Source organism: Noviherbaspirillum sp. FW303-A3, assembly GCF_058788695.1.
Map to the genome: position 1 here is coordinate 4000414 of NZ_JBYTAZ010000001.1, position 22590 is coordinate 4023003.

Genomic DNA, 22590 nt, shown 5'->3' on the forward strand with positions numbered 1-22590 from the left:
TCGTTCATTAAACTTCGCTTTTTCGTGGCATTGCGTGCTGCTATCCTTGCACGCTCGAACCGGTGCATTCCGGTTCGGACATCACAACATCAAAGAAATGAGGAACGTCATATGAAGCGCGTCATACTTTTCCTTGCCACCAACTTGGCCATTATGCTGGTTCTCAGCGTGACGGCCAGCCTGCTGGGCGTGAACAAATACCTTACCGCCAACGGGCTCAACCTCGGTTCGCTGCTGGTATTCGCGGGCCTGATGGGTTTCGGCGGTGCGTTCATTTCCCTGTTTCTGTCGAAGCCGATCGCCAAATGGTCGACCGGTGCGCAGGTGATCGAGCAGCCGTCCAACTCCACCGAACTGTGGCTGATGAATACGGTTGCCGCGCAGGCGCAGAAGGCGGGCATCGCCATGCCGGAAGTCGCCGTGTATGAGGGCGAGCCGAATGCGTTCGCCACCGGTGCGACGAAGAACAGCTCGCTGGTTGCGGTATCGACTGGCCTGCTCACGTCCATGACGCGCGAGGAAGTCGAAGCAGTGCTCGCGCATGAAGTGGCACACATCGCCAACGGCGACATGGTGACGCTGACCCTGATCCAGGGCGTCGTCAACACCTTCGTCACCTTCCTGGCGCGCGTGGTGGGCTATGCGGTCGACCAGTTCCTGCGCAGGAATGACGAAGAGAGCTCCGGTCCCGGCATCGGCTATACCGTGACCGTGATCGTGTGCGACATCCTGTTCGGTATTCTCGCCAGCATCATCGTGATGTACTTTTCGAGGCAGCGTGAATACCGCGCGGACCGCGGCGCGGCGCAGATCCTGGGAACGCCGCGTCCAATGATTGCGGCACTGCAGAGGCTGGGCGGTGTGACGGCGGGCGAACTGCCCAAGAGCATGGCTGCGTCCGGTATCGCAGGCGGCGGGCTGGCATCGCTGTTCAGCAGCCACCCGCCGATCGAATCGCGTATTGCCGCCCTGCAGGCGCAGTGAACTCAGCGCACGCAGCCGGAGCAATTGGGGCGCGCAGCACGCACTGAGCGCCCCAGTTCCACGACCGACATGGCGTAGAAGAAGCTTCGGTTGTATTGCGTGATGGCGAAGAAATTATTGGCGCCGAGCCAGTACTCGGTCGGTTCGCCGCCATTCTGCAAATCGACAAGGCCGAACAGCATGTCCGAGGGCGGCTCGATGGTCGGTACGACGCCCGCCGCCTTCAGTTCATCGAGCCTGAATTTGGCTTCGAGGCTCTGTCCGATGAACATTTCCCAACTGCGTCCCTGTTCCGCTGCCGCCAGCGTGGCGGGGAAAGCGATCGGTTCTCCCGACTTCCAGCCATGCTGCACGAGGAAATTGGCGACGCTGCCAATTGCATCGACCGGGGATGTGCGCAGGTCGACCTTTCCGTCGCCATCGAAGTCGACAGCGAACTTCCGGATGCTGCCCGGCATGAACTGCGGCCAGCCGACCGCGCCGGCGTAGGAGCCGAACAGCGAGAAAGGATCGATGCCGGTGTCGCGGGCGAGCAGCAGCGTGTTCTCGACTTCGCCACGGAAGAATTTCATCCGTGCGGCGCGATTCGGCGTGTCGGGGTAATCGAAGGCAAGCGTGGTCAATGCATCGAGCACGCGGAAGTTGCCGGTGTTGCGGCCGTACACGGTTTCCACGCCGATGATGCCCACGATGATTTCGGCAGGAACGCCGAAGTGCTGTTCGGCGCGGGCGAGTGCATCGCGGTGTTCTTCCCAGAAGGCGACACCTGCATTGATGCGGACCGGTTCGATGAAGCGCGACCGGTAGGCACGCCAGTTCTTCGGACGCCCGGGCGGCGCCGGTTTGACGAGCTGGATGGCTGTGTCGATGTAGCGCACTTTTTTGAAGGTCGACTCCAGCGCGCTGCGGTCGAATCCATGCTTTTCCACCATCAAGTCGATGAACTCGCCGACCTCTTTCCACTGCGTGAAGTTGGCGAATTCGCCAGCTTCATCCGGATTGACCGACACCTTGCGCAGCTTTGCCCCCTGCACAGCCGGTTTGCGCGCCTGCTTTCCGGTTTGTTTCGCGTGTGAATCGGACGGAAGGGAAAAGGCAAGGAGCAGTGCGGACAGCAGGACAGCGGGTGCGGCAGGTTTGAAAAACATTATCGACATTCGGCGGACAGGGATTTGAGTCTGGCAACGGCTGCGGGACGCGTGAGGTCTGTCGCGCCGTAACGCACAGTTTCATAGAGATCGAGGAAGCGCGCAAGGGCTGCTTTCTGATTCGGTGGCAAGGGCGAGCCGGCCGATGTCAATCGTGCGCGGTAACTGCGCGGTCCTTCATGCTGTTCGCGCGGAAATCCCTTTTTGGCAAGCCGCCTGCACAGCGATTCGTAGACCGCTTCGATGGGATCGCGTTTCTTTTCATGCAGCAGCAATGGCAAAACCACAATCGCAACGGCGAGCGAGCCGAATACGAACAGCAGTGTCACCATGGTGCGCCAGTCGACATCCTCGAAACCGAGCGACTGGATGAAATTCCTCTGTTGCTGCGGCGTGTAGTTGAGCACCCACTGGTTCCATGCATTGGAAACGGCGTCCCAGTTCTGCCGGATTTTTTGCAACTGCGCCAGCAATGCATTGTTCGACGGATCGAGCGTGATCAATCCGCCAAGGATCCGGCGTGGAATCGCGCTCGCGAGATTGCCTTCGACCCGCTCGGGCGCAACCGCCGAAGTGGGATCGATGCGAATCCAGCCGCGTTTTTCCAGCCATACCTCGGCCCAGGCATGGGCATCGGATTGCCGCACGACGAAGAAGCCATCCGCGGGATTCAGTTCGCCCCCCTGGTAGCCGGTCACGACGCGCGCAGGAATGCCCGCCGCGCGCATGAGCACGACGAATGCTGACGAGTAATGTTCGCAGAAGCCGGCGCGGGTCGTGAAAAGGAATTCATCGACGCTGTTCCTGCCCAGCAGCGGCGGTTGCAGCGTGTAGCGGAACGCTTCGGTCCGGAAGTGCCGGAGGACGGCGGCGACAAAGTCTGCGTTGGTCTGCGACTTCAGGCGCAGGTCGGCGGCAAAGTCCAGTGCGCGCGGATTGTAACCTTCTGGAAGCTCAAGCCATTGCTGCAGCGTCGCAGGCGATTCGTTCGGGTTCAGTTCGTACTGAAGGTGGGAAACAGCGTCATAGCGCAGCCGCTCATGCACTGCCCGGGATGTGAGCAGCTGCATCTCCTGCGTGATCCGGGCGGGATTGAGTTCTATCAGCGGTACTGTGCGGGGAATGTCGAGCGCGAACAGCCAGTTCTTGCCGTGCGGCTCCAGCGTGACCTGGTAATTCAACGCATCGCCCTGCACCCGTACTGACGACGTGCCAGCCATGCGTCGCCGCTGCGGGAACCATTTCCGGCCGTCGAATCCGCTCAATACGGGGCCTCGCCAGTAAAGTTGCGCCTTGGGCGGAGGCGAGCCGGCAAACTTGACGCGGAATGCGATCTCATCCGATTGTGCAAGGCTTTGGATGTTGCCGGGCTCCATCGTGTCCGATATCCCGGTACGTCCTGCCTGCGCATCGCCGGGCATGCCCCACAATGGCCCCTGTATGCGGGGAAAGAGCAGGAACAGCACCAGCGTCACCGGCGCTGCGAGCATGAGGATGGTTGCGCCCATCCGCAATCGTTGCTTCAGCGGCGGAACGGCTCCCGTGAACTGGAAGGAAACCTGGGTCGTCAGGATGGCAACGACGGCAGCCAGCGTCAGCAATGCAGTGCCGATCGACTGCGAATAGAAAAAGCTCGACAGGATCAGGAAGAAACTCAGGAACAGCGCAACGAACAGGTCGCGCTTGGCGTGCATTTCCAGCAGCTTCAGCGTCAGCAGCAGCGCCAGCATCGACACGCCGGCTTCGCGGCCGAAGAAGGTGCGGTAGGTGAGATAAACGCCGGCCATTGCCAGCGCGGCGACGGGCAGCAGGAGCCAGCGCGGCGGAAGGCGATTTCCGCGGAAGGTGATCCATCCGCGCCAGGCGAGCAGCATGGCGCACACGGGCGTGATCCAGATGGGCAGGTGGCTCGCATGCGGAAGCAGCACAAGCGTGCATGCGCCCAACAGCAGCAGGATGTCGGCCTTGTCGCGAGACATGGGGCGGTTGCCCAACGCTGCCGATGCCGGGCCGCCAAAGAAAGGGAGTTTCATGATGCATCCCCATGCAAGGCCAGTGCGCGCAGGCAGGCGTCGCGATGGGCCGGTCCGTGTGCGGTGGGTAGCGAGACACTCCCTAAGCGGAACGCGTAGGCCAGTCCGCGGGCCTCGGCCTCGATCACCCACCGCGTCATGCGCGAGAGCTTTTGTTCGCTGTCCATTCCCGGCGGCAGTGCGTCGAAATCGATCGCGATTTCTGTCGCCGCTCCGCCTTCGAAGTGTTTCGTGACCAGCGAACCGCCGGTCTCCACGTCCATACGCGCGATATGGCGCCATGCAAGGCGCTTCAACGAATCGCCTGCCTGGTAGCCGCGTATGCCGGCGAAATCGTCCTGGCCGGCAAGGCCTTGTCCATCATTCATTTCCATGCCTGCATACGGGAGCGGCGGGGCGTCATCTTCGGGGCGCGGATAGACAAGCGCTTTTGCATCCGGGTGCCAGTAGCTCCACGCACGCAGCAATCCCAGCGGAAAGCGCGTCTGCAGTCGCACGCGCGGCGCCTTCAGCCAGCCGCGCCGGGTCGCCGGCGTGGACAGGAGCACGCGCGATGTGGCGTTTGCGGGAACGTCGGCCGGTTGTGCCAGCTCGGGCCGGTCATCGTTGACGAAGTCGAGCCAGATGGCGTAACGGTCGTGTTTGCGCCGGTTGACCAGGTGCAGCTCGAACTGCGCTTCCTCACCGGCAAAGACCGGGGCGGCACGGCCGGCTTTCAGGTGCAGGTGCGCAAGATTGCGAAAGGTCAGGTGCATGTCGATCAAGGCGCACCCGGCAATCAGGAAAGTGAAGCCGAAGCCGAGACTAAGGTTGTAGTTGACCGACCCGAGGAACATCGCGACCAGCATCACGCAGAACAGCAGGCCCGGGTGGGTCGGCACGATGTAGACCCTGCGCTGGTGCAGGAACACTTCGCCGGGTTCGGCATCCTTCAGGCGGAACAGCCATTTGTTCAGCTTTCCGCGGATGGCATGTTCAAGCCTCGCGTACAGGGACAGTTTCTTCTTCACACCGGAACGGATTTCATCAGTTGCAGGACGAGGTCGCGGCTGCCCAGCGCGGAACTGCCGCCGGATTTCAGCGGACGCAGACGATGCGCGACGACCGGGACCAGCACAGCCTGGACATCCTCCGGAATGATATGGTTGCGGCCTTCGAGCGCGGCCCAGGCGCGCGCCGCGTGCAGCAGCGCAATGGTGGCGCGCGGACTCATGCCTTCGGCAAACAGGCCGCTTTGGCGCGACGCCTGGGCCAGTGCCTGCACGTAATCCACCAGGGCGCTGGAGGCATGCACGCTTTTCAATGCGGCCTGCGCGGCAATCAGTTCTTCGGGATGCATCGCCGTCGGCAACGACTTCAGCATGGTGCGGCGGTCTTCGCCCATCAGCAATGCACGTTCCGCCGCGGCATCGGGATAGCCCAGCGAGAGGCACATCAGGAAGCGGTCCAGCTGCGATTCCGGCAACTGGAAGGTGCCGATCTGGTGGGTCGGGTTCTGTGTTGCGATCACGAAGTATGGACTGGGGAGGTCGCGGGTGACGCCGTCGGCGGTGACTTGCCGCTCTTCCATGGCCTCGAGCAAAGCAGATTGCGTCTTCGGCGTGGCGCGGTTGATTTCGTCCGCCAGCAGTACCTGTGTGAAGACCGGGCCGGGGTGGAAAACGAAACCGTTCTTTTCGCGATTGAAGATCGAAATGCCTACGACATCGGCCGGCAGCAGGTCGCTCGTGAACTGCAAGCGGTTGAACTTCAGCCCGAGCGAAATCGCCAGCGCGTGCGCCAGCGTCGTCTTGCCCACGCCGGGGACGTCCTCGATCAGCAAGTGTCCGCCCGCAAGCATGCATGCCAGTGACTGGCGGATCTGCGTATCTTTACCGACGACGACCTGGCTGACCTGCTTGGCAACGGCATGGAGTTTGTCGAACATGAATCTTCCGTGAATGGGGGAGTGCGGTCTTGTGCCGCCTGGTTGAGCATCCGCAATCGGCAAAAAGCCGGCCGCAACAAAAGAACTGTATTACATTATTTTCTTCGCTACACTATAAGTCATCTTGCCTCTTTGCCGCTCGTGCGGCGATGACGGCCGGAATTCATTCGAGACACCTTCGCCTGCGCATCCCTGACACATGACCACCGGCTTCTACTCCCACCCCGATTGCAAACGCCATGAGATGGGGCAATGGCATCCGGAGTGCCCGGCACGGCTGCAGGCGATCGAAGACCAGATCATCGCCAGCCGCATCAACGATTGCCTTGACTACCGAGAAGCGCCCGAAGCGGACGTGGCCGCCATCGAACGCGTGCATACGCGCGAGGCCATCGCCCGTGTGCGCGAGAACGTTGAATCGCTGCAAGGCATCGGCTCGGGGTATTACCCGATCGACGCCGACACCATGCTCAATCCCCACAGCTGGAAGGCGGCATTGCGTGCTGCGGGTGCGGCCATCGCGGCGACCGATGCCGTGATTGCCGGGGAGATTGAAAACGCGTTCTGTTCCATCCGTCCGCCGGGGCATCATGCCCGTCCGTCGGAACCGATGGGATTTTGCCTTTTCGGCAATGTCGCCATCGCCGCCAAGCATGCGCTCGATGTGCACGGGCTGCAGCGCGTGGCCATCGTCGACTTCGACGTCCATCACGGCAACGGCACCGAAGAAGCCTTCCTCAATGACCCGCGCGTGTTGATGGTCAGCTTCTTCCAGCATCCGTTCTATCCCTATACCGCGTTGCACGAGTCGGACCATATGGTCAACGTTCCGGTCCCGGCCTACACCAAGGGCGACGAGGTGCGCCGCCTGGTGGTGGACAAATGGATGCCGGCGCTGCGTGCACACAAGCCTGAAATGATCTTCATCTCCGCCGGGTTCGACGCCCACCGCGAGGACGACATCGGTCAGATGGGCCTGGTGGAAGCCGACTATGCATGGATGACAAAGGAAATCGTGTCGGTTGCCCGCGAGTACGCCAACGGCCGCATCGTCAGCTGCCTCGAAGGCGGGTATAACCTGTCGGCCCTGGCACGCAGCGTCGTCGCCCATATCAAGGTGCTCGCCGATCTCGACTAGGGCCTGTGTGAGGCGGGAGAGGGCGGCCAGCAGGTAAAATAGCGGCTTGCCCCACCAACCAGATCCACGCATGTCCATTCAATGGTTCCCCGGTCACATGAACGCCGCCCGCAAAAAGGCGGCGGAGTCCATGGAAAAGACCGACCTCGTCATCGAAGTGCTGGATGCGCGCTTGCCCGTAGCCAGCAGCAATCCGATGATCGAACAGCTTCGCAAGTTTCGCCAGCGTCCCTGCCTGAAAATCCTCAACAAGGCCGACCTTGCCGACCCTGCGGCGACCAAGGCATGGCTGGAGCATTTCGGCAAGCAGAAGGACGTGTACGCCGTCGCCCTGAGCTGCAAGAAGCCGGCGGACGTGGCCAAGGTGCCCGGCCTGGCGATGCGTCTTGCGCCGCATCGGGGCACGGCATTGAAGCCGCTGCGCATGATGATCATGGGCATCCCCAACGTCGGCAAGTCGACCCTGATGAATGCCCTGCTGAAGAAGCGCGTCGCCGCAGTGGGCGACGAACCGGCAGTGACCAAGGCGCAGCAGCGTCTCTACCTTGGCAACAACATGGTGCTGGTCGATACGCCCGGCATGCTGTGGCCGAAGATCGAGCATCCCACCGACGGCCTCATGCTGGCGGCAAGCCATGCGGTGGGCGTCAATGCGTTGATTGAAGAAGAGGTGGCGACTTTCCTCGCGGACCTGCTGCTCGTGCGCTATCCGCAGCTCGTCAGCACGCGCTACGGATTCCCGACGGATGGCATTGACGGCGTCGCCGTCATCGAAGGCATCGCCAAGCGGCGCGCATTCCGCATGAAGGGCGGCGAGCTTGATTTCGAGAAGGCGGCGCATACGTTGCTCATCGATTACCGCAGCGGCGCGCTTGGCCGTATCAGCCTTGAGACGCCGTCGAGCCGCACCGAGCTGCTGGCGACTTACCAGCCGCCGCCTTCCCTTGGATTACCCCCGGAACCGGAAGAGGAAAGTGACGATGAGTGACCCCTATGTTCTGAAATCCGTCTTGGGCGGCGTGGCGACGCTGACGCTGAACCGCGGCGACAAGTTCAATCCCCTGTCCGAAGAAATGCTGGTTGCGTTGCAGGCGGAGCTGGATGCGGTGAAGGCCGACGGCGAGATTCGCGTCGTCGTGCTCGCCGCTGCCGGAAAAGCTTTCTGCGCCGGGCATGACCTGAAGCAGATGCGCGCGCAGCCGTCGGAGGCGTATTACAAGACGCTGTTCAACCAGTGCAGCAAGATGATGCTGACCGTTCAGCAGATGCCGCAGCCGGTGATCGCACGGGTGCAGGGCATCGCGACGGCCGCCGGGTGTCAGCTTGTTGCGATGTGTGATCTTGCTGTGGCGTCGAAAGATGCGAAGTTCGCGGTGTCCGGTGTGAATTACGGATTGTTCTGCTCGACGCCGTCGGTAGGGTTGTCCCGAAATGTGTCGCGCAAGCAGGCGATGGAAATGCTGCTGACTGGAGAGTTCATCGATGCCGAAACGGCGCGTGAACGCGGTCTCGTCAATCGCGTTGTTGCCGCGGAAGAACTGGATGCAGAAATCGGCAAGCTTGCCGGCAGTATCCTCGCCAAGCCAGCTGTCGCGATCGCGACGGGAAAGCAGCTTTTTTACAAGCAGATTGAAATGGGCATTGGCGCGGCTTACCAGCTTGCGGGCCAGACCATGGCATGCAACATGATGGATGAAGCGGCGCTGGAAGGCGTGCAGGCATTCATCGACAAGCGCAAACCGGCCTGGTCGAAATAAGACGATCTAAGGAAAGCAAAAAGCCCGCAAGACAATGTCCTGCGGGCTTTTTTGTATGACGGACAGCGCGGAAGGCATCGCTGCCTTCCACAGGTCGGCAATTACATCATGTCCATGCCGCCCATGCCACCCATGCCGCCCATGCCAGCCGGGCCAGCGGCCGGCTTGTCTTCGACCAGCTCGGAGACCGTGCAGTCGGTGGTCAGCATCAGGCCGGCGATCGACGCTGCGTTCTGCAGTGCCGAGCGGGTGACCTTGGCCGGATCCAGAACGCCCATTTCGACCATGTCGCCATAGGTGCCGTTGGCAGCGTTGTAACCGAAGTTACCCTTGCCTTCGATGACCTTGTTCACGACGACGGATGCTTCTTCGCCGGCGTTGGTGACGATCATGCGCAGCGGCTCTTCCATGGCGCGCAGGACGATCTTGATGCCGGCTTCCTGGTCGGCGTTGTCGCCCTTCAGGCTGATGTTGGCGCGAGCGCGCAGCAGGGCCACGCCACCGCCAGGAACGATGCCTTCTTCAACGGCGGCACGGGTTGCGTGCAGCGCGTCTTCGACACGTGCCTTCTTTTCCTTCATTTCGACTTCGGTAGCAGCGCCAACCTTGATCACTGCAACGCCGCCTGCCAGCTTGGCAACGCGCTCTTGCAGCTTTTCACGATCGTAGTCGGAGGTTGCTTCTTCGATCTGGACGCGGATCTGCTTGACGCGTGCTTCGATCGCAGCAGCCTGGCCGGCACCGTCGATCAGCGTGGTGTTTTCCTTGCCGATTTCGACGCGCTTGGCTTGGCCGAGGTCGTTCAGGGTTGCCTTTTCCAGGGTCAGGCCGACTTCTTCCGCGATCACTTGACCGCCGGTCAGGATCGCGATGTCTTCCAGCATGGCCTTGCGACGGTCGCCGAAGCCCGGAGCCTTGACGGCGCAGGTCTTCAGGATGCCGCGGATGTTGTTCACAACCAGGGTTGCCAGTGCTTCGCCTTCGATGTCTTCGGCGATGATCAGCAGCGGACGGCCAGCCTTGGCGACTTGTTCCAGGACCGGCAGCAGGTCACGGATGTTCGAAATCTTCTTGTCGAACAGCAGGACGAACGGGTTTTCCAGGATGGCGACTTGCTTTTCCGGGTTGTTGATGAAGTACGGGGACAGGTAGCCGCGGTCGAACTGCATGCCTTCGACGATGTCGAGTTCGTCGTTCAGGGACTTGCCGTCTTCAACGGTGATCACGCCTTCCTTGCCGACCTTTTCCATGGCTTCAGCGATGCGGTCGCCGATGGATGCGTCGGAGTTTGCGGAGATCGAACCGACCTGGGCGATTTCCTTGGAAGTCGTGCAGGGCTTGGCGATCTTCTTCAGTTCTTCGACGGTTGCAGCGACAGCCTTGTCGATGCCGCGCTTCAGGTCCATCGGGTTCATGCCGGCGGCAACGTACTTCATGCCTTCGCGGACGATGGCTTGTGCCAGCACGGTTGCAGTGGTGGTGCCGTCGCCGGCGTTGTCGGAGGTCTTGGATGCGACTTCCTTCACCATCTGCGCGCCCATGTTCATGAGCTTGTCTTTCAGTTCGATTTCCTTGGCAACGGAAACGCCGTCCTTGGTGACGGTCGGGGCGCCGAAGGAGCGCTCCAGAACAACGTTGCGGCCTTTCGGGCCCAGGGTGACCTTGACTGCGTTGGCGAGAATGTTGACGCCTTCAACCATCTTGTGACGGGCGGCATCGCCGAAAACTACGTCTTTAGCTGCCATATTCGTTACTCCTTAATTATTGAGTGGGGTTCTGTATTGCTTTGGCGTCGAATTACTTCTGGACGATCGCCATGATGTCTTCTTCGCGCATGACGAGCACTTCCTCGCCTTCGACCTTGACGGTCTGGCCGGAGTACTTGCCGAACAGCACGACGTCGCCGACTTTCACGTCCAGCGCGCGGACCTTGCCGTCTTCCAGGATCTTGCCGTTGCCGACGGCCAGGACTTTGCCCTGATCCGGCTTTTCAGCGGCTGCATCCGGGAGAACGATGCCGGACGCAGTCTTGGTTTCCTGGTCGAGGCGCTTGACGATGACGCGATCGTGCAATGGACGAAGGTTCATACAAACTCCTTAATAATCAATAAGTTATAGTTGTTTGCGGCGTGTGCCGCAGGTGGAAGATCGTGTAGCCAGGAGGAAGTTGTTAGCACTCTCCCCTAACGAGTGCTAAGTATATGGGCGAGGTTTTGCTTTTTCAAGAGTAGAAGATGCTGGAAAAGCATATGCATATGACTACGGAGGGGCGACGGCATTGTTTCTTTTGCAATTTCAAAAGGAAAAAAGCCCCGCGAAACGGGGCTTTAGGAGGAATGCTGTCCTATCAGGTCAGTGCCACATTGACTTCAATGTTGCCGCGGGTGGCGTTGGAGTACGGGCAGACTTCATGCGCCTTGTTGACGAGGGCTTGCGCGGTACCGCGCTCCAGGCCTGGCAGTGTGACACGGAGGTCGGCGGCGAGGCCGAAACCGCCGTTGCCGTTGGGGCCGATGCCGACTTCCGCGGTGACCGCTGCATCGGCGGGCAGGGCGATTTTGGCGTGCATCGACACGAACTTCAGCGCCGACAGGAAGCAGGCGGAATAGCCGGCTGCAAACAGTTGTTCCGGATTGGTGCCTTCGCCGCCGGCGCCGCCCAGCTCGCGAGGGGTGCTCAGCTTGGCGTCGAGCTTGTTGTCGCTGGAAACAGCGCGGCCGTCACGGCCGCCGGTGGCGGTTGCTTGTGCTTTGTACAGGATCTGCATGTGGTTCTCCTTGAAAGGGTAATCGCTTGAACGGGTGATGTCGGGATTAAATATAGCACTCAATTAGATTGCGTGCAATTTAATTGCCGATTTTGGAGCAAGGCCTCCAATTTTGCTTGCTACACGCCGTTGGACTTGGCGAGGTCGTCGCGAATCGCGGAGAGTTGGGTGCGCAGGTTCTGCAGCACTTCATGCGATTGTCCGCTGGCGCAGAGGACATCGTGCGGGATGCACTGCGCCTTCTTCTTCAGGGCGCGGCCTTCCTTGGTCAGGGTGATGCGCACCTGGCGTTCGTCGGCTTCATCGCGGGTGCGCTGGATCAGGGAGGACGCTTCCAGCCGCTTCAGCAAGGGAGTGAGCGTGCCGGAATCGAGGAACAGCTTCTCGCCGATGCTCTTGACCAGCACGTCGTCCTGCTGCCACAGCACCAGCATGACCAGGTATTGCGGATAGGTAAGGCCGAGCTTGTCGAGGAAAGGCTTGTAGGTCTTGGTCATTGCCAGCGAGGCGGAATAGAGCGCAAAGCAGAACTGGTTTTCCAGCGCAAGCGGATCGAAGGACTGTGCGGCTTCGGGAGAGAGTACGGATTTCGGCATGGCTGTGGCGTTGGCGTGGGATAATCGAATTCGATTGTGCGTGACCTGATATTGCCATCGTATGCGAATTCGGAAGAGAGTCCAAGCTGCCTTCGTTCTGTTTGCCGCCGCTGTTGCCGCGCAGGCGCAGGAATTGCCGCCTACGGTCCTGGAGGCCCTGCAGCGCGCGCAGATTCCGGTGACGTCCGTCGGCGTGCATGTGCAGGAATTGGCAACCGGGACAGTCTCGCTGGCGATGAACGACACGCTGGCCTTCAATCCGGCCTCGACCATGAAGCTGGTCACCAGCAACGCGGCACTGGATATCCTCGGACCGACCTTCAGCTGGAAAACGCAGGCGTTCATCGACGGCGTGCAGAACGGGGATGTCCTCCACGGCGACCTGATCATCAAGGGCAGCGGCGACCCGAAACTGGTGCTTGAGAATTTCTGGATGTTCCTGCGCAGGATACGGTCGCGCGGCATACGCGAAATCCGAGGCAACGTGATCCTCGACCGCGCCATCTTCGAGGACATGCCCTATGACGCGGCACAATTCGACGGCGATCCGCTGAAACCCTACAACGTCGGACCGGACGCCTTGCTGCTGAACTACAAGTCGATCAGCTTCCGCTTTGTGCCGGACTCGGCCAGGGGTACCGTGCAGGTGACTGCCGATCCGCCGCTGGCAGCCTATCCCCTGTACGCACCCCAGTTGTCCAATGGCGATTGCGGCGACTGGCGCGTGAAACTCAATGCGGCCATCGACAGCAACAGCGCGCGCTTCAACGGCATCTATCCGGCCAGTTGCGGCGAGCGTACCTGGCATGTCCATCCCTACCTGATGTCGCACACGAAGTACTTCGATCTCGCATTCCGGCGCTTCTGGGCGGACCTCGACGGGACGCTGAAGGGTGAAACGCGCGGCGGACTCCTGCCCCCCACGGCGCGCCTCGTTGCCGAATGGGACTCCGCGTCGCTGTCCGAGGTGATCCGGGACATCAACAAGTTCAGCAACAATGTGATGGCGCGCCAGGTGCTGCTGACGCTGGCGGCGCAGACGACAGGGATACAGGCCAACACCGAACGGGGCGCCACCGTGGTCCATGCCTGGCTGGCCGCGAAGGGCATCGCCGCGCCGGAGCTCAGCATCGAGAATGGTTCCGGTCTGTCGCGCACCGAGCGTATTGCGCCGGCGACCCTTGGCAAGATGCTGGCAACGACATTCCGTTCGCCTGTCATGCCGGAATTCATCGCCTCGCTGCCCCTTGTCGGCTATGACGGGACGATGCGCAATCGGCTGACAACCCAGACGGTGGCCGGCAAGGCGCATATCAAGACGGGATTGCTGAATGAAGTCCGGGCGATTGCAGGTTACGTGCTGGCGGCGTCGGGCAGGCGTTACGCGGTGGTGTGCATGATCAACCACCCCAACGCCCTGCGCGGCAACGAAGCGCAGGACGCGCTCCTGCAGTGGATCTACGAGCGCGGCTGATGCAAGGTCAGAGCATGACCGGACGGTTGACCAGCTGGTTGCGTGTGGAGCCGTCGTCCGGGTAGTGCTCCTGCAGCAGCGCGTTCAGCTGGGCCAGCGCCGCAAGTGTGCTGTTGTGATAATCGCCGCGGGCAAATCCTTGCGTCATCGTGCGGCAGATTGCCTGCCAGTCCTGCGCGGCGACCGTACGCCCGATGCCGCGGTCGGCGACGATCTCGACCTGATGGTCGGCCAGGTTGATGTAGACCAGCACGCCGCAGTTTTCTTCCGTGTCCCACACGCCGTAGTGCGCAAACAGCTCGCGCGCCCGCTCACGCGGCGACTGGCCGCCCAGCACCGCCGGGGCCGCCAGTGACGGCTCGACAATCACGCGTATTTCCGCGCGATGCCGCTTTTCGCCATCGGCAATGGCGTCTTCGATCGCCTTGAGGGTTTCTTCCGGAAAGGCGCGCCGGCCGAACCCGGTGGTCGTGGTGAGATGCTTGAAGAAGCGAGACAAAGTGTTCATTACCAGTTCCCCGATGCGCCGCCGCCGTCGCCACTGCCGCCGCCGCCCGAAAATCCGCCTCCGCCTCCTCCGCCGCCGACGCCCCCACCACCAAAGCTGCCGAATCCGCCGCTGCCATAGCCGCCGCCAAGGATCACGCCGGGAACGGAGCGCCCCCAGCCGTGCCTGTGACGCGCATAGCGGCGGGACTGGGCGCGCGACAGCATCATGAACAGGATCATGAAGACGAAGAACAGGATGAGGGAGTAGTCGAATTCCTCTTCTTCTACCTCAACCGCGGCCGGACTGCCTTCCGGCGCCGGGAATTTTTCCTTGTCCAGCAAACTTGTGATGGCGGAGACGCCGGCGGCCAGCCCGCCGTAATAATCGTTCTGCCGGAAATGCGGCGCAATCACATCCTGCAGGATGCGCTTGGACTGCGCATCGGTCAGCGAGCCCTGCACGCCGCGCCCGGCCTCGATGCGCAAGCGGCGCAGGGCGGGTGGATTGTTCTTCGCGACGATGAGCAGCACGCCGTCGTCGGTGCCCTTGCGGCCCAGTTTCCAGGTGTCGAAGACGCGGATGCTGTACTGCTCGATCGCTTCCGGTTCCGTCTTGCTGATCAGGAGGATGGCGACCTGGCTGCCGGTGCGTGTCTCGTATTCCTTCAGCACGTTCTCCAGCGCGTCGCGCTGGTTCTCCGTCAGCATGCCGACCTTGTCCGTCACCCGCTTCTGCAGTGGAGGAACGGGCACGAACTCCTGCGCATGCGCCGAAGCCAGCATCATCGCCAGCAGCAGGGCGAGGAGAGGGCGGAAGATCGTCATGGCGACTATGTGCCTACTTGCCGAAGTTGACGGCCGGTGCGTTCGAGATGGCCTTCTCGTTGTCCACGGTGAAGGAAGGCTTGACCTCGTAGTTGAACATCATGGCCGTGAGGTTGGTCGGGAAGCTGCGCGCCAGCACGTTGTATTCGCGCACTGACTGGATGTAACGCTGGCGGGCGACGGTGATGCGGTTTTCCGTGCCTTCGAGCTGCGATTGCAGGTCGCGGAAGCTGGTATCCGCTTTCAATTGCGGATAGTTCTCGGAGACAGCCATCAGGCGCGACAGGGCGCTGGAAAGTTCGCCCTGCACCTGTTGGAACTTCTTGAACGCTTCCGGGTTGTTCAGTACTTCGGGCGTGATCTGGAAACTCGTCGCCGCGGCGCGCGCGCGCGTGACCGACTCCAGCGTCTCCCTTTCGTGCGATGCGTAGCCCTTGACGGTGTTGACCAGGTTGGGGATCAGATCGGCGCGGCGCTGGTACTGGTTGACGACTTCGCCCCAGGCAGCCTTCACCTGCTCATCCTTGTCCTGGAAATCGTTGTAGCCGCAGGCGCTCAGCGTCGAGGCGAGGAATGCGACGGTCAACCATTTCATCCATGTCTTCATGACGATGTCCTTTTCTTGTTTGTCCGTACGGAAAATCCAGCTTGTCAATTATGTATGGTCTTTCAACGCGGTTTCAACAGCACTGTGCTCATTGCCGCCAGGATCAGGCCCATGGCCGCGTAATCCTGCCAGTGCGGGGTTTCGCCCAGCAGCCACGCGCCGGAGAAGACGCCGAGCACCGGGATCATCATCACCGACAGGCTGGAGGCGATCGGGGGCAGCGTGCGTGCCAGCTGGAACCAGACGACATGCGCAAAGCCGAAGATGATCACGGCGTTGTAGACAATTGTCGCCGTCGTTCCTGCGTCCGGAAGATGCCAGGCGGACCGCTCCAGCAAAAAGGAAGCGACGGCCATCACGGCGGTCGTGAGCGCGAGCATCCAGAAGGTCAGCGAAATCGTCGGCATCGGGAGCGCGCTGCGTTTCATTACTACCGTACCGTATCCCCAGCCCGCAGCGGCGATGAGCGCAAATACCGTGCCGAGCGGATTGCCGGCGAGGGCGGCGAATTCGCTCGACAGCAGGAGCAGAGCCCCCGCCAGCGCGCAGCCAATACCGACCCAGGCAGAACGTGAAGGGCGTTCGCCAAAGAATGCAAGGCCGCAGAGCACCGCCCATACCGGCATCGTATAACCAAGGATGGCGGCACGTCCGGACGAAAGCATTTTGACGCCGAGAATCATGAATACGTGCCAGATCAGCATGTTCGGTACAGCCAGCCGCATGATCTGCGTAAGCTTGCCCTGCGGGATCGCGAGCGGCGCACCCTGGACCCGCGCAGCGAGCCAGAGCACGGGAAGACCGCCGATCATGCTCACGGTACGGAAGGTCAGCGGCGGGAAATCCTGCACGCCGAACTTCATGATCGGCCAGTTGATGCCCCAGCACAGGGTCAGCAGGACGAGAAGGATCCAGTCCTTGCGGGAAAGGGAAGTCATGCCGAAACGATAGCATGGCGCGTTACAATGCGCTTTGTGCCAACTGTTCTCCCCCAAGGGTTACCGTGACCTTCATCGACAAACTTTCCGCCGCGTGGACGGCCAACAATTCCCTGCTGTGCGTCGGCCTCGATCCGGACGTGGCGAAGTTCCCCGCGCATCTCAAGCAGCAACCGGACGCCATTTATGTCTTCTGCAAGGCGATCATCGACGCAACGGCGGACACCGCCTGCGCCTTCAAGCCCCAGATTGCGTATTTCGCGGCGTTGCGTGCAGAAGACCAGCTGGAAGCGATCTGCGATTACCTGCGCAAGACTTATCCGCAGATTCCCATCGTGCTCGATGCCAAGCGCGGCGACATCGGTGCCACCGCCGAGCAATATGCGCGCGAAGCGTATGAGCGTTACGGCGCGGACGCCGTGACGGTCAACCCGTACATGGGCTTCGATTCCGTGGCACCGTATCTCGAATGGAAAGACCGTGGCGTGATCGTCCTGTGCCGCACGTCCAATCCCGGCGGCTCCGACCTGCAATTCCTGACTGCCGATGGCAAACCCGTCTACCAGCATGTCGCGCAACTGGTTGCGGACAAGTGGAACACCAACGGCCAGTGCGGCCTGGTGGTCGGCGCGACCTTCCCGAACGAGCTGGCGCAGGTGCGCCATATCGTCGGCGACATGCCGCTCCTGGTGCCGGGCGTCGGCGCGCAGGGCGGGGATGTGGAGGCGACGGTGAAGGCCGGCAGGACGGTGGCCGGCACCGGCATGATGATCAATTCCTCGCGCGCGATCCTGTACGCGAAGGCCGATGAACAGGCGGGCGAGGATTTTGCGAAGGCAGCGCGCCGCGTCGCCATCGAGACGCGCGACGCCATCAACGCCTTCCGGAAGTAATCCTCAGGCCGGGCCTCACGCAAAGAACGCGAGCATTTCTTCCAGCAGCAGGTCCGGCACCTGCTCGGGGATGAAATGCCCGCCCGGCACCGCCTTCCCCGTCACCGGCAGCTCGCATTTCACCTGCCAGTCTTCCAGCGGCTTGAACAGCCGTCCCACCACGCCATGCTCGCCCCATAGCACATGGACCGGGCATGCGATCCGGTTGGTCTCATGGTCGCGGTCATGTTCAAGGTCGATGCTGGCCGCGGCGCGATAGTCTTCGCACGCGGCATGGATCGCATCCGGGCGGCAGAAGCAGCGGCGGTACTCGGCCATCGTCGCGTCGTCGATGAATTTCTCGCCGTTGGACCCCCAGTTGGCGAGCGAGGCTTCGAGCAGAAAGGCGCCGCTGTTGCCGATCAGCGTTTCCGGAACCGGGGCCGGCTGGATCATGAAGAACCAGTGGTAATAGAGCGTCGCAAAGGTTTTGTCGGTCGCCTCGTACATGGTGCGCGTCGGACAGATATCCAGGATCATCAGTTTCCTGACCGCCGCCTTGTGGTCGAGCGCAAGCCGGTGCGACACGCGGCCGCCGCGGTCGTGGCCGCACAGGTAAAACGATTCATGTCCGAGGGCCCGCATCAGTTCGACCATGTCCTGCGCCATCACCCGCTTGGAATAATTGCTGTGGTCGGGCAGTCCCGGCGGACGGGAAGAGTCGCCATAGCCGCGCAGGTCGGGCATGACCAGGGTGTATTTCCGCGCCAGCGCGTCCGCCACCTTGTGCCAGATCACATGCGTCTGCGGAAAACCGTGCAGCAGGAGCATCGGCGGGCCGTCGCCGCCGTGACGGAAATTGATGGTGACGCCGTTGACCTGCAACTGCTGTTGTTTGAAGTTCTCAAGCATCATGCGTTCTCCAGGTGGCGCAGGAGTCCCTGCAGGGAATGGATGACCGTCTGTTCGCGCACCGTTCGGCGGTCGCCGGCAAATACCAGCCGCTCGGTGACCGTCCTGCCGTTGCAGGTCCAGCCGAAACACACGGTGCCGACCGGCTTGCCCGGCACCGCGCCGCCCGGTCCGGCGATGCCGGTGGTGGAGACGCTGACCTGCGCGTTGCTGTTGGCAAGGGCGCCTTCGGCCATGGCGGCGGCGACTTCCTCGCTCACTGCGCCGTACTGGTCAATGATCGCGGCAGGAACGTTCAGGAGACGGGTTTTCGATGCGTTGGAGTAGGTGACAAAACCGCAGTCGAACCACTCGGACGAACCGGCGATCTCGGTGATGGCGTGCGCGATTCCTCCGCCAGTGCATGACTCGGCGGTCGCAAGAAGAAGGCCTTTGGCCTTGAGTGCCATTCCTGTCCGGGTTGCCAGATCGATGATACTGTCCATGTGTGCTTCCAGTCTCGTTGCGCCGCGTGGGAGGGATTACTTTACCACCGGGGCGAGAAGCGTTCGCGGCACGCTTCGCGTGTGATATTTCTCAACGAAATCATGGTCGGCCTGGCGCAGAATGACTTCCAGCATGGCTTGCGGTGCGACGCAGGCCTTTTGCGAGGAGTGAGAGTTCGAGCTTGCGCGGCCAACCCGGCCGCGCTTTTTTTACAGCGAACGCCAGGCCGCGAACAGCAGCAGGGTATAGAAGGCCGCGACCAGGTCATCGAACATCACGCCGAAGCCGCCCTTGAAGCGGCGGTCGAAATAGCCGATCGGCGCCGGCTTGACCATGTCGAAAAAGCGGAACCAGAGGAAAGCCCAGAACTGGGTAGAGAAACTGGCCGGCATCAGCACCAGCATCACGATCCAGAACGCGATGATTTCATCCCATACCATGCTGCCGTGGTCGGCGATGCCCATGTCGCGGCCGGTCTTGTGGCACGCCCAGATGCCGATCACGAAGCCGGCGGCAATGAGGATGGTCCAGTTCAGCTGGGTGAAGAATTCCGGCCAGCGCATGGACAGCACGGCGAATGCCAGCCAGCCGAACAGCGTGCCCGTGGTGCCGGGGACGACGGGCGACAGGCCGCTGCCAAAGCCCTGGGCAAGGATATGGGCCGGATGCGACAGCATGAAGCGCGCGTTGGGCTTGGTGACGTAAGCGGTCTGTCCGGGATCGAGTGTGTTCATGGCGAGGCGAAATGGTCAAAGGACGCCAGTTGGAGGTCGAGCGGCGCGCCGCACGCATCGACCAGGCGCAGTCCCGCGTTGTCGTCGATCCGGCCAACCCGGGTCACTGGCGTGCCGGACAGCTGCGCCGCGGCCAGGACGTCGTCCCTCCGGTCGGCCGGGGCGGTAAAGCAGAGTTCGTAATCGTCGCCGCCTGCGAGCGCAAAGCGACGACGCAATTCCCGGCTTTGGCCGGCGAGCGCGGCGCTGGCGGGCAGTTCGTCGGTACACAGCGTCGCGCCGACCCGGGAACGGGCGAGGATGTGGCCGAGATCGCCCACCAGTCCATCGGAAATGTCGATCGCCGCGCGGGCGACGCCGCGCAGGGCCAGGCCGAGTGCGACCCGCGGCGTCGGCGCATGCATGCGCGGCGCGGCGGCGGCGAGCGTTTCAGGCGCCAGCGTCAGTTCGTTCCTGTATCCCGCCAGCGCCAGCCGCGCGTCGCCCAGCGTGCCGGAAATCCAGATGTCGTCTCCCGGCCGCGCCGCGTCGCGGCGCAAGGCCTGCCCGGGCGGAACTTCCCCGAAGATGGTGATGCAGATGTTGAGCGGGCCCTTCGTGGTATCGCCGCCGACCAGCTCGCAGCCGTGCAGGTCGGCAAGGGCAAGCATGCCCTCGGAAAACGGGGCCAGCCATTCGGCGCGTGCTCCGGGCAGCGCGAGCGCCAGCGTGAATGCAAGCGGCCGGGCACCCATCGCAGCAAGGTCGGAAAGATTGACCGCCAGGCATTTGTGGCCCAGCGAACGCGGCTCGGCGTTGGGAAAAAAGTGACGGCCTTCCACCAGCATGTCGGAGGAAATGGCCAGTTGCATGCCGTGGGAAGGGGAGACCAGCGCGCAGTCATCCCCCACGCCCAATGCAACACGCCCGGCGTCTCGCACCGGGCGGGTGAAGTATTGCGCAATCAGGTCGAATTCGGACAGCATGACGCGATTGTACCAATCGTGTGCTGCCCTCGCGTCAGGCGGCGAGCGTGGCCCTGCTCGAACCCAGCTCGGCAAGCAGCGTCTGGCGGATGTTGGCTTCCTGTGGCGCAACCCCGAAGCCGACCATCGTTCCCTCGCCGTTGTAGTAGCGGCAGACGATGCGTTCGCCATACTGGGTTTCATGCCATGCGCCATCGGCCTTCGGCGTCGCCGGGGGCGGCATCAGCGCCATGGGGAAGGACAGCGTCTTCACGATGACCGGCGATGGCTTGAGTTCGATGTCGGTCGGTTCACCGGAGAGTGTCCGGGCGATGGCCCGCGCGGCAGTCATGATCGGGGCGACGTAGGGAAGGATGCGCGTACCCGACTCGGTGGTGTACTCCGCGCAGTCGCCGAGGGCGAACACATCGGGGGCGCTCGTGCGTCCCTGCGCATCGACCACGATGCCGCGCGCCGTGTGCAACCCGGATGCATGCGCCAGCCGCAGGTCCGGGCGCAGCCCGACGGCGGACAGCACCACGTCGGCGTCGAGACTGCGGCCGTCCGCGAGAGCGACATCGAGCGCATCATGCTTGTGTTCCACGCGGGTGACGGTCGTGCCAAGACAGAAATGGACGCCGCGCTGCGCCAGCGCGGCATGCAGGCCGTGCGACAAGGCGGGTGCGGCCAGCGCGGCGAGCGGTCGCTCATTGGGGTCGATGACGGTAACGCGATGCCGGGCACTGGCCAGGTCGTCCGCAAACTCGCATCCGATCAGCCCTGCGCCGATGACCGCGATCCGCGCCTGCTCGCCGATCCTCTCGCGCAAGTGCGCATAGTCCGCGATATTGTTGACAGACGCCACCTGGTCAGCGGCATCGCCGTTGATGACAAGGCGGATCGGCTGTGCGCCGACGGCAAGCACGAGCTTGTCGTACGGGAAGGTGCCGCTGCTGGTTCCCACGGTCTTCGCCCGCGTATCGACCCCGAGCACCCTGGTGCCCGTCATGATCGTGGCTGACAGTTGTCCCGCCATTTGCACGGCGGTCTGGGTGACAAGCTGGTCGGCGCGCTTGCCTTGCGCAAACGCGTTCGACAGCATGGGCTTCGAATAGAAGCCGCCGTCATCCGCCGTGAGAATGAACAGCGGGGTCGTCTTGTCCAGCTTGCGGAACTCGCGCGCCTGGGTGTAGCCGGCGAGGCCGGTGCCGATGATGATGACGGGTTTCATGTTTTCCTTGCCGGTATCGGTAATGATGCTCAGATTTCGACCATCTCGAAATCGGCTTTTGCCACGCCGCAGTCCGGGCATTCCCAGTCGGCCGGAATGTCGTCCCAGCGCGTGCCCGGGGTGATGCCGTCTTCCGGCATGCCGGCCGCTTCGTCATAAATGAAACCGCAAACGATGCACTGATATGTCTTCATGGTGATCCTCTCTGTCTGATGTCGTTTATGTGGCCGGAACCTTACTTCGCCGTGGCGGCAAGCACGTTGCGGTAATTGTTCGCGTGGCGCTCTTCCACCTTGGCCAGCGCGGCGAAGCGCTTGGCGGCGATTTCCAGCGTGCGGCGGAAGTTGTCGGCGTGTTCCTTCGATTCCGCGATCTGCTCGTCGAACTCGGCCACCGCCGCGTCATTGCCTTCCTGGACGGCGAGATGGCGGAACTTCGGGTACATCTCGGTGTACTCATAGGTCTCGCCTTCGATCGCGATTTCCAGCGCCTTTGCCGGGGAGAGCTTTGCTTTCGGATACAGGAGGTCGAGGTGGCCGAACGCGTGCATCACTTCCTGCTCGGCGGTTTCCTCGAAAATCTTCGCGACGTCGTCCGCACCGGCTTCGCGGGCCAGTTTGGCGAAATAGCGGTATTTGATATGGGCCATCGATTCGCCGGCGAAGGCGGCTTCGAGGTTCTGGATGGTGACGGAATGTTGGTTTGCCATGTTTTCTCTCCTTTAAGCG

25 protein-coding genes are annotated in these 22590 nt (G+C 62.1%); 6 read left to right on the forward strand and 19 right to left on the reverse strand.

Going from position 1 to position 22590, the window contains the following annotated elements; genetic code table 11:
* The first annotated feature begins 111 nt into the window (after nucleotides 1-111).
* The gene (gene htpX / locus AC3WOY_RS19260) at nucleotides 112-984 is read left to right on the forward strand and encodes a protease HtpX (protein WP_492426659.1); all 873 of its coding nucleotides are present in this window, start codon (nucleotides 112-114) and stop codon (nucleotides 982-984) included.
* A gap of 2 nt (nucleotides 985-986) precedes the next feature.
* On the opposite strand, the gene mltB is transcribed toward htpX, so the two are convergent.
* The 4 genes from mltB to AC3WOY_RS19280 are packed head-to-tail and all read right to left on the reverse strand — an operon-like array spanning nucleotide 987 to nucleotide 6092.
* On the reverse strand, nucleotides 987-2141 hold the full coding sequence (gene mltB / locus AC3WOY_RS19265) for a lytic murein transglycosylase B (protein WP_492426661.1): 1155 nt from the start codon (nucleotides 2139-2141) through the stop codon (nucleotides 987-989).
* Nucleotides 2132-4165 (reverse strand): transglutaminase TgpA family protein, encoded by a 2034-nt coding sequence (locus AC3WOY_RS19270; protein WP_492426663.1) that lies wholly within the window; start codon nucleotides 4163-4165, stop codon nucleotides 2132-2134. The genes mltB and AC3WOY_RS19270 overlap by 10 nt, the downstream gene beginning before the upstream one ends.
* Nucleotides 4162-5175: a DUF58 domain-containing protein gene (locus AC3WOY_RS19275; RefSeq protein ID WP_492426665.1), complete on the reverse strand. Its 1014-nt coding sequence runs from the start codon at nucleotides 5173-5175 to the stop codon at nucleotides 4162-4164. Before AC3WOY_RS19275 ends, AC3WOY_RS19270 begins: the two co-directional genes overlap by 4 nt.
* Nucleotides 5172-6092 carry an AAA family ATPase gene (locus AC3WOY_RS19280; protein WP_492426667.1) on the reverse strand — a complete coding sequence of 307 codons (921 nt, stop codon included), beginning with the start codon at nucleotides 6090-6092 and terminating at the stop codon, nucleotides 5172-5174. The genes AC3WOY_RS19275 and AC3WOY_RS19280 overlap by 4 nt, the downstream gene beginning before the upstream one ends.
* A gap of 199 nt (nucleotides 6093-6291) precedes the next feature.
* Here AC3WOY_RS19280 and AC3WOY_RS19285 point away from each other — a divergent pair, with 199 nt between their 5' ends.
* The 3 genes from AC3WOY_RS19285 to AC3WOY_RS19295 all read left to right on the forward strand — a co-directional run bounded on the left by AC3WOY_RS19285 (nucleotide 6292) and on the right by AC3WOY_RS19295 (nucleotide 8987).
* Nucleotides 6292-7230: a histone deacetylase family protein gene (locus AC3WOY_RS19285; protein WP_492426669.1), complete on the forward strand. Its 939-nt coding sequence runs from the start codon at nucleotides 6292-6294 to the stop codon at nucleotides 7228-7230.
* Between the two features lie 70 nt (nucleotides 7231-7300).
* The gene (ylqF, locus tag AC3WOY_RS19290) at nucleotides 7301-8218 is read left to right on the forward strand and encodes a ribosome biogenesis GTPase YlqF (RefSeq protein WP_492426671.1); all 918 of its coding nucleotides are present in this window, start codon (nucleotides 7301-7303) and stop codon (nucleotides 8216-8218) included.
* Complete coding sequence (locus tag AC3WOY_RS19295) at nucleotides 8211-8987, forward strand: enoyl-CoA hydratase (RefSeq protein WP_492426673.1); 777 nt, start codon at nucleotides 8211-8213, stop codon at nucleotides 8985-8987. The genes ylqF and AC3WOY_RS19295 overlap by 8 nt, the downstream gene beginning before the upstream one ends.
* A gap of 101 nt (nucleotides 8988-9088) precedes the next feature.
* Here AC3WOY_RS19295 and groL read toward each other — a convergent pair whose 3' ends face one another.
* The 4 genes from groL to AC3WOY_RS19315 all read right to left on the reverse strand — a co-directional run bounded on the left by groL (nucleotide 9089) and on the right by AC3WOY_RS19315 (nucleotide 12350).
* Nucleotides 9089-10732 carry a chaperonin GroEL gene (gene groL / locus AC3WOY_RS19300; RefSeq protein WP_492426675.1) on the reverse strand — a complete coding sequence of 548 codons (1644 nt, stop codon included), beginning with the start codon at nucleotides 10730-10732 and terminating at the stop codon, nucleotides 9089-9091.
* A 52-nt stretch (nucleotides 10733-10784) separates the two neighbouring features.
* Nucleotides 10785-11075 (reverse strand): co-chaperone GroES, encoded by a 291-nt coding sequence (groES, locus tag AC3WOY_RS19305; RefSeq protein ID WP_088707318.1) that lies wholly within the window; start codon nucleotides 11073-11075, stop codon nucleotides 10785-10787.
* 259 nt (nucleotides 11076-11334) lie between these two features.
* A complete protein-coding gene (locus tag AC3WOY_RS19310) occupies nucleotides 11335-11754 on the reverse strand; it encodes an organic hydroperoxide resistance protein (protein ID WP_492426677.1) in 420 nt (139 codons plus the stop codon).
* A gap of 119 nt (nucleotides 11755-11873) precedes the next feature.
* On the reverse strand, nucleotides 11874-12350 hold the full coding sequence (locus AC3WOY_RS19315) for a MarR family winged helix-turn-helix transcriptional regulator (RefSeq protein ID WP_492426679.1): 477 nt from the start codon (nucleotides 12348-12350) through the stop codon (nucleotides 11874-11876).
* Between the two features lie 133 nt (nucleotides 12351-12483).
* Between AC3WOY_RS19315 and dacB the strand changes: the two genes are divergently transcribed.
* Nucleotides 12484-13824 (forward strand): D-alanyl-D-alanine carboxypeptidase/D-alanyl-D-alanine endopeptidase, encoded by a 1341-nt coding sequence (gene dacB / locus AC3WOY_RS19320; protein ID WP_492426681.1) that lies wholly within the window; start codon nucleotides 12484-12486, stop codon nucleotides 13822-13824.
* A gap of 7 nt (nucleotides 13825-13831) precedes the next feature.
* Here dacB and AC3WOY_RS19325 read toward each other — a convergent pair whose 3' ends face one another.
* The 4 genes from AC3WOY_RS19325 to AC3WOY_RS19340 form a co-directional block, all read right to left on the reverse strand.
* The gene (locus AC3WOY_RS19325; RefSeq protein WP_492426683.1) at nucleotides 13832-14332 is read right to left on the reverse strand and encodes a TPM domain-containing protein; all 501 of its coding nucleotides are present in this window, start codon (nucleotides 14330-14332) and stop codon (nucleotides 13832-13834) included.
* Nucleotides 14332-15138 carry a TPM domain-containing protein gene (locus AC3WOY_RS19330; RefSeq protein ID WP_492426685.1) on the reverse strand — a complete coding sequence of 269 codons (807 nt, stop codon included), beginning with the start codon at nucleotides 15136-15138 and terminating at the stop codon, nucleotides 14332-14334. The genes AC3WOY_RS19325 and AC3WOY_RS19330 overlap by 1 nt, the downstream gene beginning before the upstream one ends.
* A gap of 13 nt (nucleotides 15139-15151) precedes the next feature.
* Nucleotides 15152-15745, reverse strand: coding sequence for a LemA family protein (locus AC3WOY_RS19335; protein WP_492426687.1), 594 nt, complete (start codon nucleotides 15743-15745; stop codon nucleotides 15152-15154).
* A gap of 62 nt (nucleotides 15746-15807) precedes the next feature.
* Nucleotides 15808-16683 carry a DMT family transporter gene (locus AC3WOY_RS19340; RefSeq protein ID WP_492426689.1) on the reverse strand — a complete coding sequence of 292 codons (876 nt, stop codon included), beginning with the start codon at nucleotides 16681-16683 and terminating at the stop codon, nucleotides 15808-15810.
* Between the two features lie 65 nt (nucleotides 16684-16748).
* Between AC3WOY_RS19340 and pyrF the strand changes: the two genes are divergently transcribed.
* Nucleotides 16749-17576, forward strand: coding sequence for an orotidine-5'-phosphate decarboxylase (gene pyrF, locus AC3WOY_RS19345; RefSeq protein ID WP_492426691.1), 828 nt, complete (start codon nucleotides 16749-16751; stop codon nucleotides 17574-17576).
* 15 nt (nucleotides 17577-17591) lie between these two features.
* Here pyrF and AC3WOY_RS19350 read toward each other — a convergent pair whose 3' ends face one another.
* The 7 genes from AC3WOY_RS19350 to AC3WOY_RS19380 all read right to left on the reverse strand — a co-directional run bounded on the left by AC3WOY_RS19350 (nucleotide 17592) and on the right by AC3WOY_RS19380 (nucleotide 22571).
* Nucleotides 17592-18467 carry an alpha/beta fold hydrolase gene (locus AC3WOY_RS19350; RefSeq protein WP_492429363.1) on the reverse strand — a complete coding sequence of 292 codons (876 nt, stop codon included), beginning with the start codon at nucleotides 18465-18467 and terminating at the stop codon, nucleotides 17592-17594.
* Nucleotides 18467-18952: a CinA family protein gene (locus tag AC3WOY_RS19355; RefSeq protein WP_492426693.1), complete on the reverse strand. Its 486-nt coding sequence runs from the start codon at nucleotides 18950-18952 to the stop codon at nucleotides 18467-18469. Before AC3WOY_RS19355 ends, AC3WOY_RS19350 begins: the two co-directional genes overlap by 1 nt.
* A 210-nt stretch (nucleotides 18953-19162) precedes the next feature.
* Nucleotides 19163-19687, reverse strand: a complete 525-nt coding sequence (locus AC3WOY_RS19360; protein WP_492426695.1) for a phosphatidylglycerophosphatase A family protein — start codon at nucleotides 19685-19687, stop codon at nucleotides 19163-19165.
* Entirely contained in the window at nucleotides 19684-20652 is a 969-nt protein-coding gene (gene thiL / locus AC3WOY_RS19365; RefSeq protein WP_492429364.1) for a thiamine-phosphate kinase, read from the reverse strand. Before thiL ends, AC3WOY_RS19360 begins: the two co-directional genes overlap by 4 nt.
* 34 nt (nucleotides 20653-20686) lie before the next feature.
* Nucleotides 20687-21862 (reverse strand): FAD-dependent oxidoreductase, encoded by a 1176-nt coding sequence (locus AC3WOY_RS19370; protein WP_492426697.1) that lies wholly within the window; start codon nucleotides 21860-21862, stop codon nucleotides 20687-20689.
* Nucleotides 21863-21891: 29 nt separating this feature from the next.
* Nucleotides 21892-22056, reverse strand: coding sequence for a rubredoxin (locus tag AC3WOY_RS19375; protein ID WP_492426699.1), 165 nt, complete (start codon nucleotides 22054-22056; stop codon nucleotides 21892-21894).
* A gap of 41 nt (nucleotides 22057-22097) precedes the next feature.
* Nucleotides 22098-22571: a rubrerythrin family protein gene (locus tag AC3WOY_RS19380; protein WP_492426701.1), complete on the reverse strand. Its 474-nt coding sequence runs from the start codon at nucleotides 22569-22571 to the stop codon at nucleotides 22098-22100.
* Nucleotides 22572-22590: the final 19 nt, after the last annotated feature.